Origin of the sequence: Kitasatospora sp. Root107 (genome assembly GCF_001424875.1) — a bacterium.
Classification (GTDB): Bacteria; Actinomycetota; Actinomycetes; order Streptomycetales; family Streptomycetaceae; genus Kitasatospora.
In genome coordinates this window covers 173,228-189,116 of sequence record NZ_LMCT01000002.1, presented here as the reverse complement: position 1 = coordinate 189,116, position 15,889 = coordinate 173,228, and the positions used below count along the sequence as shown (strand labels likewise).

Here is a 15,889-nt window from a genome sequence, read left to right as displayed (position 1 = left end):
GGGAGTTCCCCCATGACCGCCCCGCTCTCTCCGGCCGAGGCCGGGGGAGCGGGGGCGGCGGCCAGTCCCGCTGCCCCCGTCTCCACCGCCGACCGTCATCAACAGCCCGCCTCCCCTTGGCGGTTGGCCTGGCACCGGCTGCGCCGCCAGAAGGCCGCACTGACCGGCCTCGGCATCATCACCTTCTTCATCCTGGCCGCCCTGCTGGCCCCGGTGCTCACCGCGATCAGCGGCAAGGGCCCGGCGGACACCGACAAGAAGGCCATCAACTCCTATCTCGGCGGCCTGCCCAAGGGCAGCTTCGGCGGGATGAGCCCCGAGCACTGGCTCGGCGTCGAGCCGATGCTCGGCCGGGACATCTTCGCCCGGCTGCTCTACGGTGCCCAGATCAGTCTGCTGGTCGCCTTCGCCTCGGCGATCATGATCACCTTGATCGGGGTGACCCTGGGCATCCTGGCCGGCTACTTCGGCGGCCGGATCGACACCGTGATCTCCCGGTTCATGGACGTCATGATGTCCTTCCCCAGCCTGATCTTCATGATCGCGCTGCTCTCGGTGGCCCGGAGCGTCAACCGCGTGCTGCTGCTGATCATCGTGATGGGCGTCTTCAGCTGGCCGTACGTCGCCCGGGTGATCCGGGCCCAGACGCTCTCGCTCAAGCACCGCGAGTACGTCGAGGCGGCCCGCGCCAGCGGCACCCGGAGCAGTCGCATCCTGCTCACCGAGATCCTGCCCAACCTGTCCGGCACGATCATCGTCTACATCACGCTGGCCATCCCGGGCCTGATCGGCACCGAGGCCGCGCTGACCTTCCTGGGCGTGGGCGTCCGTCCCCCGACGCCCTCCTGGGGCCAGATGATCGCCGACTCGGTGCTCTACTACAAGGTCGATCCGATGTTCTTCATCCTGCCGAGCGCCTGCCTGTTCCTGGTGGTGCTGGGGTTCACCCTGCTCGGTGACGCGCTGCGCGACGCCCTGGACCCGAAGGGCGGCAAGTCGTGATCGGATTCCTGATCCGCCGTCTGCTCGGCATCGCGGCCACCCTGGTGGTGATCTGCGCGCTGACCTTCGCGGTGTTCTACCTCTTCCCCGCCGACCCGGCGGCCCAGTTCTGCGGCAAGGACTGCTCGACCGACCGGATCGAGATGGTCCGTCAGCAGATGGGCCTGGACGACTCGCTGCCGGTCCAGTTCGGCCGCTACCTGATCGGCATCTTCGCCGGCCAGACGCTCGGCAGCGGCCAGTACGCGGTCGAGTGCAGCTTCCCGTGCTTCGGCTACTCGTTCCAGAGTGCCCAGCCGGTCTGGGACCTGATGATGGACCGGTTCCCGGTCAGTGCCTCGCTGGCGCTCGGTGCGGCGGTCTGCTGGATGGCGCTCGGCCTCTCGGCCGGGGTGCTCTCGGCGCTCAAGCGGAACACCTGGGTGGACCGCACGGTGATGATCAGCACCATCGGGATCGCGGCGCTGCCGGTCTACTTCACCGCGATGATCCTGCTCTACCTGGTGGTCACGGTGCTCGGCCTGATGCCGCTGCCCCGGTACATCGCCTTCGGCGAGGACCCGGTCGGCTGGCTGCGCAACCTGGTGCTGCCGTGGATCACGCTGTCGTTGCTGTTCGCCGCGCTGTACGCCCGGATGACCCGCAACTCGGTGATCGAGACCATGGAGGAGCCGTTCGTCCGGACCGCCAGGGCCAAGGGCCTGCGCGAGCGCCGGGTGGTCACCAAGCACGGGCTGCGGCCCGCGCTGACCCCGATCGCCACCATGCTCGGGATGGACCTCGGCGGGCTGCTCGCCGGTGCGCTGATCACCGAGTCGCTGTTCAGCCTCCCGGGCGTCGGCAAGCTCTTCGCGGACTCGCTGAACAAGTCCGACCAACCGGTGATCATGGGCGTCACGCTGCTGGCCTCCTTCTTCATCGTGACCTCCAACCTGGTGGTGGACCTGGTCTACGCCTGGATCGACCCGAGGGCGAGGCTGTCGTGAGTACGCTGCTTGAAGTCACCGATCTCGAAGTCGAGTTCAACACCGCCGAAGGCGTCGTCAAGGCCGTCAAGGGCGTCGGCTTCACCGTCGAGCGCGGGCGGACGCTGGGTATCGTCGGTGAGTCCGGCTCCGGAAAGTCCGTCACCTCGCTGGCCGTGATGGGTCTGCACCGGGGTGCCAAGGTGACCGGTTCGGTCAAGTTCGACGGCACCGAACTGCTCGGCGCTCCGGACGAGACCGTCCGCAAGCTGCGCGGGCGCCGGATGGCGATGGTCTTCCAGGACGCGCTGACCGCGCTGCACCCGTACTTCACCATCGGCGACCAGATCGCCGAGGCGTACCGGGAGCACCACGGCGGCACCCGCAAGGCCGCCCTGGCTCGCGCCGTCGAGGTGCTGGGCGACGTCGGCATCCCCGAGCCGGCCCGCCGGGCGGGGGAGCACCCGCACCAGTTCTCCGGCGGTATGCGCCAGCGGGCGATGATCGCGCTCGCGCTCTCCTGCGAGCCGGATCTGATCATCGCGGACGAGCCCACCACCGCGCTGGACGTCACCGTCCAGGCCCAGGTGCTGGAGCTGCTGATGAAGCTTCAGCAGGACCGCGGCCTCGGCATCGTGATGATCACCCACGACCTGGGGGTGATCGCCCGGGTGGCCGACGACGTGCTGGTGATGTACGGCGGCTCCGCTGCCGAACAGGCCTCCGCCGACGCGCTGTTCGCCACCCCCAGGCACCCGTACACCCGGGGGCTGCTGGACTCGCTGCCCCGGGTGGACGCCGTCGAGGGGGAGAGCCTGCGCTCGATCCCCGGCAGCCCGCCCTCGCTGCTCGCCCCGCCGGCCGGCTGCGCCTTCCATCCGCGCTGCCCGGTCTACGCCGCGAAGCCCAGTGAACTCTGCACCGGGGAGCGCCCGTTGCTCCGCCTGGTGGCGGAGGGGCACCGCAACGCGTGCGCGCTCGACCTCGACGGAGGGACTTCATGACCACCGAACCGCTGCTCACCGTCGAGGGCCTGGGCATGACCTTCCCCGGTCCGCGCTCCGGCCTCGGCCGCGCGGCCGGGATCAAGGCGGTCGACGACGTCAGCTTCGAGGTCCGCCCCGGCGAGACGCTCGGGCTGGTCGGCGAGTCCGGCTGCGGCAAGTCCACCACCGGGCGAATGCTGGTCCGGCTGCTCGACCCGACGGCCGGTCAGGTCTCCTTCCGGGGTAAGGACATCACCCGGACCACGCAGCGCGAACTGCGGCCGCTGCGCCGCAAGTTCCAGATGATCTTCCAGGACCCGTTCGCCTCGCTGAACCCGCGGCAGACCGTCCAGCAGATCATCGCCGCCCCGCTGCGCGCCCAGGACACCCCGGCCGCCGAGATCAGCCGTGAGGTCCGCGACCTGGTCCAGCTGGTCGGCCTGGCCCCGGAGCACCTGGACCGCTACCCGCACCAGTTCTCCGGCGGCCAGGCCCAGCGGATCGGTATCGCCCGCGCGCTGGCCACCCGCCCCGAACTGGTGGTGGCGGACGAACCGGTCTCGGCCCTGGACGTCTCCATCCAGGCCCAGATCGTCGGCCTGATGGAGCGGCTGCAGCGCGAACTCGGCGTGGCGTACGTCTTCATCGCGCACGACCTGGCCGTGGTGAAGCACATCAGCCACCGGGTCGCGGTGATGTACCTGGGCCGGATCGTCGAGATCGGCGACCAGCGCGAGGTGTACGCCAACCCGGCGCACCCGTACACCAAGGCGCTGCTGTCGGCCGTGCCGCTGCCCGACCCGGCCGCCGAACGCGCCCGGGAGCGGATCGTGCTGCTCGGCGACCCGCCGAGCCCGGCCAACCCGCCGAGCGGCTGCACCTTCCACCCGCGGTGCCCGAAGGCGCAGCAGATCTGCCGCACCGAGCGGCCGCTGCTCCAGATCACCCCGGCGGGTGGCAGCCGCCAGGCCGCCTGCCACTTCCCCGAGGCCTGACGTCCCCCCGTCGGTCCTCCGCCGCGTCGCCGCCGCGCACCCTCCTTCGCGCGCGGCGGCGGCGCGAGCTCCACGCACCGCCCCCACCGGTGCACCCCCCACATCTCCGCCCCCACCTGGAGAAGAGCCATGGCAACTCCCCGTACCACGCGTCGAGTTCTGCTCGCTGCGGTCCTGACGGCCACGCTGGCGCTGCCCGCGATCCAGACCGGCCAGGCGATCGCCCAGACCCCGGTGGCCGGCTCGGCCGCCACCACCCCGGCACCGACCCTGCCCACCGGCTACGACGAGGTGGACCGGCTCGGCGACGTCACCGCGAAGACCGGCACCGCCGCGCCCGCCCCCGGCGGCGGCTCGCTCGGCTCCGGACCGGTCCCCGGCATGCTGCCGGACCGGGTCGGCGCCCCGGCCCCGACCGCCGCCGAACTCGCCGTCGGCGGCAGCGCCGCGACCACCGCGGCCGGCGTGCCGTGCACCGTGGACGGGATGACCTCGCTGAGCCCGAGCGGGCTCGCGGACTTCCTGACCGACCCGGCCGTCACCTTCGACGGCTGCCTGAAGAACTTCCTGTGGACCTGGGACGCCCGGTACAACACCACCATGGACGACGCCCACGTCCAGGCCGTCGCCCAGCGGATCACCCAGCGCTCCGCCGCCGACGACGGCACCGGCGCGGCCCACCTCTACGAGCTGTGGACCTTCCTGCACGCCACCGTCTACTACGACTTCAACCACGACGGCATAGACGTCACCGACGCCGCCACGGTGGCCGCGATCCAGCAGGCCGTCACCGCGTACGGGAACAGCCCGCACGCCTTCGACGACACCGACCTGGCCGCCGTGACGATCCGTGAGATGACCACCACCGCCGGATCGGTGGGCCTGCGGCAGAACAACCTGGGCCTGGCGAAGAAGATCCTGGCGAAGTTCGCCCCCGGCACCAGGGTCGCCGAGAGCTGGGCCTGGGGCACCGCCGGGCTGGCCGCGCTCAACCTCAACTGGCTGGGCATCTCCAACCAGGACCCGGCCTTCCTGCCGGTGGTCGCCGCCGACGCCTCCTACCGGGCGGCCTTCCGGGTCTTCGCCGGGTACGGCCACCTCAAGGGCACCGCGAACGAGTGGCTGGCCAGGGACGCGGTCGGCGAGTACGGCCGGACCGGCCAGATCGCCGAGCTGCGGGCCGGCGTCACCGCCGAGATCGGTACCCTGCTGGCCACCACCAAGGCCACCTTCGGCGAGTGGTCCGGCCCCTGGATCAAGGTGGTCGGCTGGTCCAACACCTATGGGAACTGCGCCGAGTTCAACGTCTGCACCGCGACGATCGAGGCGAAGCTCTTCCCGTACACCTACAAGTACGACAACGGCGCCGTCTCCGTCCGCACCGCGCTGGACCGGGCCACCGTGGACCAGATGTACTACGCCAGCAAGCAGGTGAAGACGCACTTCTTCCGGGTGCTCGGCACCGACGTCCCGCTGGCCGGTGACCCGAACGCCACCCTCAACATCCACCTGTACGCGACGCGTTCGGACTACGAGGTCTACCACCCGCTGCTGACCGGGATGAACACCAGCAACGGTGGCATCTACATCGAGCGCGGCGCCACCTTCTACACCTACCAGCGCACCACGGCTGAGTCGTACCTCACGCTGGAGGAGCTGTTCCGGCACGAGTACACCCACTACCTCAACGGCCGCTGGGCGACCCCGGGTTACTTCGGTGACGCGCGCTGGTACGCCAAGGACCTGACCACCGCGATGGACGAGGGCACCGCCGAGTTCTTCGACGGCTCGACCCGGGACCAGGGCGTCAAGGTCCGCAAGTCGCTGGTGGCCAGGCTGGCCTCCGACGAGGCGGCGGGTGTCCCGCGGCTGACCGTCAACAAGCTGCTGCACGCGAGCTACGACGACACCCCGGCCTTCCACTTCTACAACTACGCCGGCACGTTCTACGAGTTCCTCTGGGCCAAGCACCCGGCCAAGCTCCGCGAGATGTACGGCTACCTGCGCGCCGACGACCCGGCCGGCTTCGACGACTGGCGCACCCGGACCGGCGCCGACCAGGGCCTGCAGGCCGAGTACGACGCCTTCCTGAACGCCCAGATCGCGATCGCCCCCAGCCTGTACGTGCCGAGCACCTCGTACACCCAGAACGGCTGGCTGAAGTTCGCGTACGCCTCCGAGGTGCAGACCGCGATCGCCGGTGCCACCGGGATCACCCCGTCCTGCAAGGACAACGGGGACTGGGTGAACAAGCCGATGCGCTTCGTCTGCACCGGTGCGATCACCGCGAACCTGGCCGACGCGAACAACCCCGACCAGGTCTTCAACGACATGTCCTACACGGTCGACTACTTCCTGCTGACCCGGACCAAGGGCGTCGCCAACAACCTGGACGACATGAACTGCTACTTCGGCGCGGTCAACGTCTGGCCCGGCGGCAAGGCCGGCACCGCCAACTACACCTGCGAGGGCCCGCTCCGCAGGTGACCCATGCCCCTGGTCGGACGCGGCGGGGAACCGTAACGGCGGGCCGCGTCCGACCAGGCCCACAACTCCCGTGCGGGGCAGCCGTTCAACCGCTTCCGCGGTTGCCCCGCACGGGTTGGGGGCTGTCTGACGATTCCCGTCGGGGCCGGCCCGCCCAGCACGCACGCTCGCCGCACGGCCGGGGCGACCAAGTAGCTCCGCTACGAGGTCGCCCCGGCCGCACGCCGAGCGCACGCACCGAACGACCCGGCCTGATCCGACGGGAATCGTCAGACAGCCCCCACCACCCCGGCCGCCCTCCCCGCGGCCGGGCACTTTCACGTGAAAGGCCAGGCCCTCGTGACCACCCAGACACCACCCCCGCTCAGCTGGGACGGCAGCGCCCACCCCTCCGGCCGGACCGAGACCGCCTGTCCGGTGGAGACCGGCCTCGACCTGTCGGGCCTGCGGGTCAGAGCCACCGCCGTCGGCGCCGGGGAGCTCGCGGTGCGGGTCACCCCGCAGGACGTTCCCGGGGTATTGCTGATCGAAGTCACCGCCACCCGGCCGACCGACGACGCGCCGGTCCGGGCCCGGGTGGAGTGGCGGCTGCCGTGCACCGGCGCCACCGGCTACTGGACGCCGGGCACCGGCACCCGCTGGCTGCCGCCGTCCTGGGCGCTGCCGCGGATCGCCGCGCTGCCCAAGGGCGCGCCGGTCGGCAGCCTGGTCGGCACGGCGGACGCCGCGCTCTGCACCTTCGCGGTCGGCGAGACGGTGCTGCCGGTCTCGATCGGCGAGGGTGCGGTCGAGGAGACCGGCGAGTTCAGCTGGTGGGTCGAGCACGAGGGCGGCACACTGCGGCTTTTGCTCGACCTGAGCGGGCGTCACTTCGCCGACACCGTCCGGGGCGCGGCCGCCTGGTGGGGCACCTCGCTGCCGCTCTCGGTGGTGCCGGACTCGGCCTTCGAGCCGGTCTTCTGCACCTGGTACGCCCTGCACCTGGCGATGACCTCGGCCGAGGTGGAGAAGCTGGCCGCGCTGGCCGCCCCGCTCGGCTTCGGCGCGCTGATCGTCGACGACGGCTGGCAGACCGACGAGAACGGCCGCTCCTACGCCACCACCGGCGACTGGCAGCCCGCCCCGGTCGGCTTCCCCGACTTCGCCGAGCACGTCGCCCGGGTCCGCGCGTTGGGCCTCAACTACCTGCTCTGGCACGCCCTCCCGTTCGCCGGCGACCGCAGTGCGGCGATCGGCACGCTCGCCGAGCACGCGCTGGCCCACCTGCCGACCCTGGAGACGTACGTCCTCGACCCGCGCAGCCCGGTGGTCCGGACGCACCAGGTGGAGCGGCTCGCGGCGGCGGTGGAGCGGTACGGGGTCGACGGCCTGAAGATCGACTTCATCGACACCTTCCTGCGCGAGCCCACCACCGCCTCCCCTGACCCGGACTGCACCGAGGTCGCCGAGGGCGTCCGCCGCCTGCTGGCCGAACTCGACGCCCGGCTGCGGGCGGTGCGGCCCGAGGTGCTGGTCGAGCACCGGCAGCAGTACATGGGCCCGGGCCTGTGGCCGTACGCGACGATGGTCCGGGCCACCGACTGCCCGCACAACGCCACCGAGAACCGCACCCGCACCGCCGACCTGCGGCTCACCGCAGGACCGCTGGCCGTGCACGCCGACCCGCTCACCTGGCACCCCGAGGAGGCCCCGGAGCAGATCGCGGTGCTGCTGCTCTCGGTGCTGTTCGCCACCCCGCAGGTCTCCGTGGACCTGGCCGCCCAGGGGCCTGGCCAGCTGGCCGCGGTGCGGTTCTGGCTGTCCGTCATGGCCGAGCACCGGGACCTGCTCCAGCGCTCCGAGTTCCGCCCGCACCGGCCGGAGCTCGCCTACCCGCTGATCGAGTCCCGCCGCGACGGCGCCCGGGCGTTCGGCCGCTACGCCCCGGTGCCGGTCGCGGTGCCGGGGGAGTGGGAGCTGCTGCTGCTCGGCAACGCCGACCCCGACACCCTGGTCCGGCTGGTCTTCGACCGGGCCCCGGGCACGCTCACGGCCCTGGTCCAGGACGCGACGGGCGGCACGCTCGCCGAGGTGACCCTGACCGTCGAGGGCCTCGAACTCGCCCTGCACGTCCCGCTCGGCGGGCTGCTGACGCTCCGCCGCTGATCAAACCCGGTGCCCACCGGGCGGGGCCTGTGAGCCCCGCCCGGTGGGCGCTGTCGTACCCGCTCGTACCCGCTCCCGGGGACACGCCGGAGCCCCGGCCCGCAGGGGTGCGCGGGCCGGGGCTCGGGTGGTGACGGTGGTGACGGTGGATCAGGAGGCGGGGCCGACCTTGATGGTGGTCAGCTTGCCGCCCTGGGTCTCCCGAACGACCTCGATCTTGGTGTTGGTGTTCGGGACGGCCACGCCCAGCTGCGGGATGGCCGGGTCCGCGTAGACCCCGGTGCGGTCGTTGAAGACCGGGATGCCGGGCTTCGACGGGTACTTGGTCGCGACACCCGCGCTGTGCAGGGTGAAGGCGGAGGTGGGGTTGAGCGAGAAGGTCGCGTCGTGGCTCTGCGCGCGGCCGTTGACCAGCACGCCGCCCTTGAACTTCATCGCCTGCGGGCGGGAGTCGATCGGCAGGATCATGCCGCCGCCCAGGTGCTCCTTGGTGTTGTTGTCCAGGTAGCTGGTGTCCCAGAGCCAGATCAGCACACCCTCCTGGTACGGGTAGTTGTCGATCACGCCGGCCTTGCCCTCGACGCCGCTGTAACCGAAGTTGTACGGACCGGTCTTCAGGTAGGCGCCGTAGCCGACGTAGCGGCGGTTCTCCACCAGGTACGCCCGCGGGTGCTCCTTGACGGAGTCCTTGCCCTTGAGCGGGGCGAAGCCGTTCAGCACCCAGCCCTGGTTGCCGTTCTCCGCGCCGTCCTCGAGCAGGGTGGCGCCGTCGGCGGTGATCTTGACCGCGTCGACCAGCACGCCCTTGCCGTGGGTGTTGTTGTCCGAGGTGACGTGGAAGCGCAGCTGCACGGTCTGGCCGAGGTAGGCGTCCAGCGGGATGTTCAGCTGCCGCCAGGCGTTCGAAGTGCCGCTCAGGCCAGGGGTGTTGGCGGTGGTGTTGCCGATCGGCGCACCGTCCACCGTGCCGCCCAGGGCCTTCCAGGTCTTGCCGTTGTCGGCACTGGCCTCGACCGAGAGGAAGTCGTAGTCCTGCTCGATGTCGTACCAGGCGGCCGCCGAGATCGCCGCCGAGGAGGTGCGACCGGTCAGGTCCACCGTCCGGGTCAGCGAGTTGTCGATGGAGTCACCGGTGCCGCTGTACCACTGCGAAGCACCCTCGAAGGGGTCGGCCAGCGTGGTGGTCTTCTTGGTCGGCGGCAGGTGCACCAGCACGGCCTGGGCCTGGTCGGTGTTGTAGCCGCTGACGCCGAGTGCGTGGCTGGACCGGGTCGCGGCCTGCGCCTCGTCGTAGTTGAGCCAGCCGAACTGCAGCTTGCTCCAGGCGTCCAGGTCACCCGGGTACTCACCCGTGGTGTTCTTGCCCCGGCCCAGGTACGAGGCGGAGGACATCAGCGACCAGAAGCTGACGCTGTTGTCGCCGCCGCTGGTCGGGTAGAGGTCCGGCAGGCCGAGGTTGTGGCCGTACTCGTGGGAGAACAGGCCGACGCCGCTGTTCTCGCCGCCCTGCACGTAGTCGTAGGCGAAGACACCGGTGTCGCCGACCGGCGCACCGCCGATCTTGTTGCCCGCCGGGCCGACCTGTCCGGTCGGGTCCGGGAGGGCCCAACTGCGGTGCGCCCACATCGCGTCGGCGCCCTGGGCGCCGCCGCCCCAGGTCTCGTCCACGCCCGCGTGCACCACGACCAGGTTGTCGATGTAGCCGTCCGGCTCCTCGAAGTTCCCGTCCTTGTCGAAGTCGTAGCGGTCGTGCACGTCGTACTGCTTGATCTCGGCCTTGACGTCAGCCGCGCTGCGGCCCTTCGCCAACTCGCCGTCGTACCAGGCCTTGGTGGCGTCCCGGATGAACTCCTGCGCCTGGGTCCAGGCGCCACTGCCCTGCGGCCCCTTGTTGCTTCCGTAGCGCGCCTCGTTGTACGGCAGGGTCACCCAGTCGGTGACGGTGCCGTCGAAGTCGTACCGGCCGGAGGACTGGGTGCGGTAGAAGTTCCGCATCGAGTTGGCGCCGGCCCGGTCGTCGAAGAACATCTGCTGGTAGTAGGCGCGACTGAAGTCGCTCTTCCAGAAGGTGTGGGTGTCGCTGCCGTCGGGCTGCGGTATCGCGTTGTGCTGCGGCCCGGGGGTGCCCGCGTAGCGCGGGACGCCGTTGTGCAGCGTCGAGTTGTCGACCTGGTCGCCGAACTGGGCAAGGATCACGAAGACCTTGTCCTTGCGCTCCTGGGCGAGCTGGACGTACTCGTTGCCGATCTTGACCTTCTTGGGCGCGGTGCCCGCCGAAGTCTTGGCCAGCGAACCCTGGTTGAGCTGCTCCAGCGCCTTGGTGCGGAGCGCCTGCCGGGTCCGCTCCTGCGGCGCCAGCGGACCCGCGGGGGCCTCCTTGCCCTCCGGGCCCACCAGGGCCTCCGCCGGGGCGTCCAGGGACTGCGGCGCGGCGGCGGGTTCGGGGGCGGCGTAGGCGTTGCCACTCAGCAGGGTGGCGGCTATCGCACTGGTGGTCAGCGCAGCCGTGACGGCTGCGGACAGTCTGCGCAACTGACCGGTCCTTTCCGGACGAGGGTGGTCGGGTGAGCGAGGGTAATATTTCACATGTCATCCATCACATGGAAGCCCTGGGTACAAGCGGATCTCATCCGTCCGACCGCCGCCCGCCCCCTTCGGGGCAGCCGACGACCACGGCCCGACGTCGGGGGCGGACATCGGGCCGTGGGGTGGTGGGGGCCGGCCCCTGGGTGTCAGCCCAGCGAGCTGCGCAGGAAGGCCAGTTCGGCCTCGGCGACGAGCTCGTTGACGCCGTTCGGGGTCATGTGGCTGACCGCGGGCAGCGGGAGCACGGAGTGCGGGCGGCGGGCCTTGGTGAGGGCCTGCGAGAGCAGCAGGGTGTGCGAGGGATGCACGTTGTCGTCGGCCAGCCCGTGGATGAGCAGCAGCGGCCTGGTCAGTGACGGGGCGTCGGGGATCAGGCAGTCGGCGGCGTAGCCCTCCGGGTTGTCCTGCGGGAGGCCGAGGTAGCGCTCGGTGTAGGCGGTGTCGTAGAGCCGGAAGTCGGTGGGCGGGGCGCCCGCGCAGCCGGCGTGGAAGACGTCCGGGCGGCGGAGCACCGCGAGGGCGGCGAAGTAGCCGCCGTAGGACCAGCCCCGGACGCCGACCCGGGTCAGGTCGAGATCGGGGTGGGTGCCGGCCAGCGCCTGCAGGGCGGCGATCTGGTCGTCCAGGGCGACGGCGGAGAACCGGCGGAAGATCGCCCGACTGAAGGACGGCGAGACGAACGGGGTGCCCCGGTTGTCGGTGGTGACCACGGCGAAGCCCTGGTCGGCCCACCACTGGCGGGCCTGCCAGCGGCGCGGCTCGTTGGCCACGGCCTGGTAGCCGGGGCCGCCGTACACGTCGAGCAGCACCGGCAGTTGACGGCCCGTGACGTGGCCGCGCGGGTAGACCACGGCGGTGGGCAGGCCCAGTTCGGTGACCCGGGCGAGCTGTGGGGTGACCTGGTGGGGGAGCGGAGCGGCCAGGTCCGGCAGGGCGAAGGCCGTGTCCTGGAAGTGGAGCTTCCGCTCGATGCCGGCCGGGGTGGCGGAGGTGAGCAGCAGGGTCTCCCCGGCCGCCACGGCGGAGTGCACGCCGGTGCCCTCGCTGAGCCGGGTGAGCGCGCCGCTGTCCGGGTCGAGCAGGAAGACGTGCTGGTCGGCCGGGTCGTCCTGGCCCGCCTCGATCAGCAGCTGTCCGCGCAGCCGGCCGACCACCCGGCGGACCTGGGTCCGCTCGTCGGTGAGGATCTTCCCGTCCAGGGCGACGCCCCGGGCGTCGCCGCCGGTCGTGTCGGCGGCGGTGAGCAGCCGGCCGTCGTCCAGCCTGGCCGGGGTGCCGGGCAGGTCGTCCACCCAGAACTCGTCCACGGTGCGGGAGAGTTCGCGGGTCCGGCCGGTGGCCGAATCGGCGCTGAGCAGCAGCACGGTCTGCTGGAGCCGGTCGGCGACGGTGAGCAGCAGCTCTCCGTCGCCCTCCCAGCCGGCCGCGCAGACGTACGGGTACGCGGCGGCGTCCCAGTCCAGCCTGACCCGGCCGCCGTCGAGGCCGAGCACCCAGAGCTGGAGGTCCACGTTGGGGCCACCCGCCTGCGGATAGGCGAAGCTCTCGGCGGCCAGCTCGGGGCGGGCCGGGTCGGCGAACCAGCGCAGCGGCAGGGCGGATTCGTCGATCCGGGCGGCCAGCAGCGCGCGGCCGTCCGGGGACCACCAGTGGCCCCGGGTGCGGCCGAGCTCCTCGGCGGCGGCGAACTCGGCGACACCCCAGACCGCACCGTCGGCCGGGCTGAGCGGCCCGGCCCGGTCGGTCAGGTGCAGCGCGCCGCCGGTGACGTACGCGACCAGGCTGCCGTCGGTGTTCGGCCGTGGGTCGAAGGCCGGTCCGGCGACCGGGAGTTCGGTGCTGGATCCGGTGGCCACGGTGGCCCGGAACAGCCGGCCGTCCAGCGCGAAGACGGCGACCGCGAGGTCGGCGGTGGCGGCGAAGGAGCCGATGCCGGGGGCCCAGAGCCGGAGCCGCTCGCGCAGGCGGCGCTCCAGGGCGGGCAGGTCGGCGGGGTCGCCGGTGCGGTGCGGGGCGAGTACGGCCGGGTCGGCGACCAGGTGCTCCTGCCGGGTGACCAGGTCGAGCAGCCAGAGCCGCTCGACCGGGTCCTCGGAGCCGGTGGAACGCAGGAAGAGCAGCCGGGAACCGTCGGCGGCGAGCGTCACGGCGCGCGGTGCGCCGTAGCTGAAGCGGCCGGTCCGGGAGCTCAGGGCGAGGAAGGGGTCGGTGTGGGTCACGGCCCGATGGTTGCCGTGAGCAGGGGATCTCGGCTAGAAGTATGCAGTGTGAAATGTCACACACCATTATGTGTTTCGGGGAGCGGGAGATCAGCATGAGCATCGAACCACCACGCCAACTACCGGGTGCAGGCGCCCTGTTCACGCTGGATCCGGCCGTGACCCACCTCAATCACGGCAGTTACGGCGCGGTGCCGCTGCCGGTCCAGCGGGTCCAGGCCCGGCTGCGGGCCGAGCAGGAGCAGGACCCGGACGGTTTCTTCCTGGAGCTGCCGGACCGGATCGCCCGGGCCAGGGCCCGGGTCGCCACCGCGCTCGGCGCCCGCCCCGACCGGATCGCCCTGGTCACCAACGTCACCGAGGGGATCGCGGTGGTGCTGGACTCGCTGCCGCTGGAGGCGGGCGAGGAGATCCTGGTTACCGACCACGGCTACGGCGTGGTGACCAGGGCGGCCGAGCGACGGGCGGCGGAGAGCGGCGCCCGGGTGCGGACCGTCCGGCTCTCGGTGCACACCCCCGACCAGGAGGCGGTCCGGGAGCGGATCCTGGCGGCGGTGGACGAGCGGACCAAGGTCGCCGTGCTCGACCTGGTCAGCTCGCCGACCGCCCGGCAGATCGCCGACCCGGTGCTGCTGGCCGCGCTGGCCGAGCGCGGCGTGACCACGGTGGTGGACGCCGCGCACGCCCCCGGCATGCTGCCCGTGGACCTGGGCGACCAGGCCGGCGGCGCCGACTTCTGGATCGGCAACCTGCACAAGTGGGCCTTCGCGCCGAGGGCTTCGGCGGTGCTCGCGGTGCACAGCGCCTGGCGTTCCCGGATCCGGCCGCTGATGTTCTCCTGGGAGCACGACCGGGGCTTCCCCGGCCGGGTCGAGTGGCGCGGCACCTGCGACTACACGCCCTGGCTGGCCGCCCCGGCCGGCTTCGGACTGCTGGACCAGCTCGGGGCCGAGCGGGTCAGGGCGCACAACGAGGCCCTGGCGACGTACGGGCAGGAGCAGTTGGTGGAGCGGGCCGGGCTGCGGGCACTGCCCGCGATGCCGGGGCTGGCGATGCGGGCGGTCCGGCTGCCGCCGGGGTGCGCGGAGAGCGAGCACACCGCGAAGGCGCTGATGGTGGGCATCCGGCGGCGGCTGGCCACCCGGGTGGCGATCCGGCCGTGGTCCGGCGGCGGGGTGCTGCGGATCAGCGCGCAGATCTACAACCGGCCGGAGGAGTACCGCGCGCTGGCGGCCGGGATCGGGGAGCTGCTGGACGGGCGCTGACGGATGGCCGCCCCGTGGCCGGCCGTCAGGTGAGTGGCCGTCAGTCGGCTGCGCGGAGCTCGGCGAGCAGCTCGCCCCGGTCGGCGATCAGCTCGGTGAGGATCCGCCGGGCGGCCCGCATCAGGTCGGCGACGTCGCCGCCGGCCAGCGCGTAGACCACGGTCGAGCCCTCGCGGGAGGCGGTGACCAGACCGGCCCGGCGGAGCTGGGCGAGCTGCTGGGACAGGCTGGACGGCTCGATGTCCAGCGCGACCACCAGCTCACGGACCGGTGTGGGCCCGGCCTGGAGCAGCTCCAGCACCCGGATCCGCACCGGGTGCCCGAGCATCCGGAACAGCTCCGCCTTGGCCTGGTACAGCTGGGGCACCGCAGCCCTCCCCTCTTCCGGATGCCCGTGATCCTCCGTCGGCGGACGCCCGCCGGTCAGAGCTCAAGGGTGGTCTCCAGCCGGCGGAGCTGGTGCCGGGCCATCGCCATGTTGGCCCGGGCCCGGTTGAGCGCGAGGTAGAGGAACAGCCCGCGCCCGTTCGGCATGGTGAGCGGCCGGATCAGGTGGTACTGGGTGGTGAGGGTGATCAGCATGTCCTCGATCTCGTTGTCGTGCAGGTTGAGCATCTGCATGGTGCGCATCTTGGCCCGCACCAGGTCGGTGTTGCCCGCCGCCGCCACGTTGAGGTCGAGTTCGGCGCTGTCGCCGAGGGTGCCGAGCGCCATCCCGCTGTCGTAGTCGACCAGGGCGACGCCGATCGCGCCGTCGATGGTCATGGCTTCCTTGAGTGCGCTCTCCAGATTGGCCATCGGGATCCTCCAGTCGGCGAGGCCCGCATCGGAGGGCGGGCTCGGTGGAGATGACTGTAGGAAGCGCGACGGTGTCCGCAGGCGATCTGCCCGGAGTTGATCGAAGCAGAGCGGGAAGTGATCGTCCGTCAGCGATATGAAGACTTCTGCAACTGAGAATCTGACCCAAAACGCTGACCGCCGGTCACTCCCCCGCACGGGAGCGGACGCGGCAGGCCGCCTTCGCGGTGTCGAAATCCCGGTCGGCAACGCGGTATGACGACAGGTCGACATCCGGCGATCCGCCCGGCTCCGCAACCGGGTCGAAAACGGTGCTGTTGATGTCGGTCCAGGCGGGTAATGTCTGGCTGAGATGCTCGATCACCACACCAACCACAGCCGCTGCGCCCCCGGGTCGGCCACCGCCGTCCGGGCCCCGCAGCCGCAGGCGTCGCCGTCTGC

General features: G+C 71.6%; 12 protein-coding genes. 7 read left to right on the top strand and 5 right to left on the bottom strand.

Annotated features, from left to right (window positions below):
* Window positions 1-12 precede the first annotated feature (12 nt).
* The 6 genes from ASC99_RS04325 (at window position 13) to ASC99_RS04300 (ending at window position 8,580) form a co-directional block, all read left to right on the top strand.
* Window positions 13-1,002 carry an ABC transporter permease gene (locus tag ASC99_RS04325; RefSeq protein WP_057228392.1) on the top strand — a complete coding sequence of 330 codons (990 nt, stop codon included), beginning with the start codon at window positions 13-15 and terminating at the stop codon, window positions 1,000-1,002.
* Complete coding sequence (locus ASC99_RS04320; RefSeq protein WP_057228390.1) at window positions 999-1,988, top strand: ABC transporter permease; 990 nt, start codon at window positions 999-1,001, stop codon at window positions 1,986-1,988. The genes ASC99_RS04325 and ASC99_RS04320 overlap by 4 nt, the downstream gene beginning before the upstream one ends.
* Entirely contained in the window at window positions 1,985-2,971 is a 987-nt protein-coding gene (locus tag ASC99_RS04315) for an ABC transporter ATP-binding protein (RefSeq protein WP_057228388.1), read from the top strand. The genes ASC99_RS04320 and ASC99_RS04315 overlap by 4 nt, the downstream gene beginning before the upstream one ends.
* Window positions 2,968-3,948, top strand: a complete 981-nt coding sequence (locus tag ASC99_RS04310) for an ABC transporter ATP-binding protein (protein ID WP_057228386.1) — start codon at window positions 2,968-2,970, stop codon at window positions 3,946-3,948. The genes ASC99_RS04315 and ASC99_RS04310 overlap by 4 nt, the downstream gene beginning before the upstream one ends.
* 129 nt (window positions 3,949-4,077) lie before the next feature.
* Window positions 4,078-6,435, top strand: coding sequence for a collagenase (locus ASC99_RS04305; RefSeq protein WP_057228384.1), 2,358 nt, complete (start codon window positions 4,078-4,080; stop codon window positions 6,433-6,435).
* A 339-nt stretch (window positions 6,436-6,774) separates the two neighbouring features.
* Window positions 6,775-8,580 carry a glycoside hydrolase family 36 protein gene (locus ASC99_RS04300; RefSeq protein WP_057228382.1) on the top strand — a complete coding sequence of 602 codons (1,806 nt, stop codon included), beginning with the start codon at window positions 6,775-6,777 and terminating at the stop codon, window positions 8,578-8,580.
* Between the two features lie 150 nt (window positions 8,581-8,730).
* Here ASC99_RS04300 and ASC99_RS04295 read toward each other — a convergent pair whose 3' ends face one another.
* Together ASC99_RS04295 and ASC99_RS04290 are read right to left on the bottom strand one after the other, a co-directional pair.
* Window positions 8,731-11,112 carry an immune inhibitor A domain-containing protein gene (locus tag ASC99_RS04295; protein ID WP_057228380.1) on the bottom strand — a complete coding sequence of 794 codons (2,382 nt, stop codon included), beginning with the start codon at window positions 11,110-11,112 and terminating at the stop codon, window positions 8,731-8,733.
* Window positions 11,113-11,312: 200 nt separating this feature from the next.
* On the bottom strand, window positions 11,313-13,385 hold the full coding sequence (locus tag ASC99_RS04290; protein WP_057228378.1) for a prolyl oligopeptidase family serine peptidase: 2,073 nt from the start codon (window positions 13,383-13,385) through the stop codon (window positions 11,313-11,315).
* 95 nt (window positions 13,386-13,480) lie between these two features.
* On the opposite strand from ASC99_RS04290, the gene ASC99_RS04285 reads away from it, so the two are divergent.
* A complete protein-coding gene (locus ASC99_RS04285; protein ID WP_057228376.1) occupies window positions 13,481-14,650 on the top strand; it encodes an aminotransferase class V-fold PLP-dependent enzyme in 1,170 nt (389 codons plus the stop codon).
* 40 nt (window positions 14,651-14,690) lie between these two features.
* On the opposite strand, the gene ASC99_RS04280 is transcribed toward ASC99_RS04285, so the two are convergent.
* The 3 genes from ASC99_RS04280 to ASC99_RS04270 form a co-directional block, all read right to left on the bottom strand.
* Window positions 14,691-15,017 (bottom strand): helix-turn-helix transcriptional regulator, encoded by a 327-nt coding sequence (locus ASC99_RS04280; RefSeq protein ID WP_304440506.1) that lies wholly within the window; start codon window positions 15,015-15,017, stop codon window positions 14,691-14,693.
* Window positions 15,018-15,073: 56 nt separating this feature from the next.
* Window positions 15,074-15,448 (bottom strand): hypothetical protein, encoded by a 375-nt coding sequence (locus tag ASC99_RS04275; protein ID WP_057228374.1) that lies wholly within the window; start codon window positions 15,446-15,448, stop codon window positions 15,074-15,076.
* 184 nt (window positions 15,449-15,632) lie between these two features.
* Complete coding sequence (locus ASC99_RS04270; RefSeq protein ID WP_157531360.1) at window positions 15,633-15,812, bottom strand: hypothetical protein; 180 nt, start codon at window positions 15,810-15,812, stop codon at window positions 15,633-15,635.
* Between the last annotated feature and the right edge of the window lie 77 nt (window positions 15,813-15,889).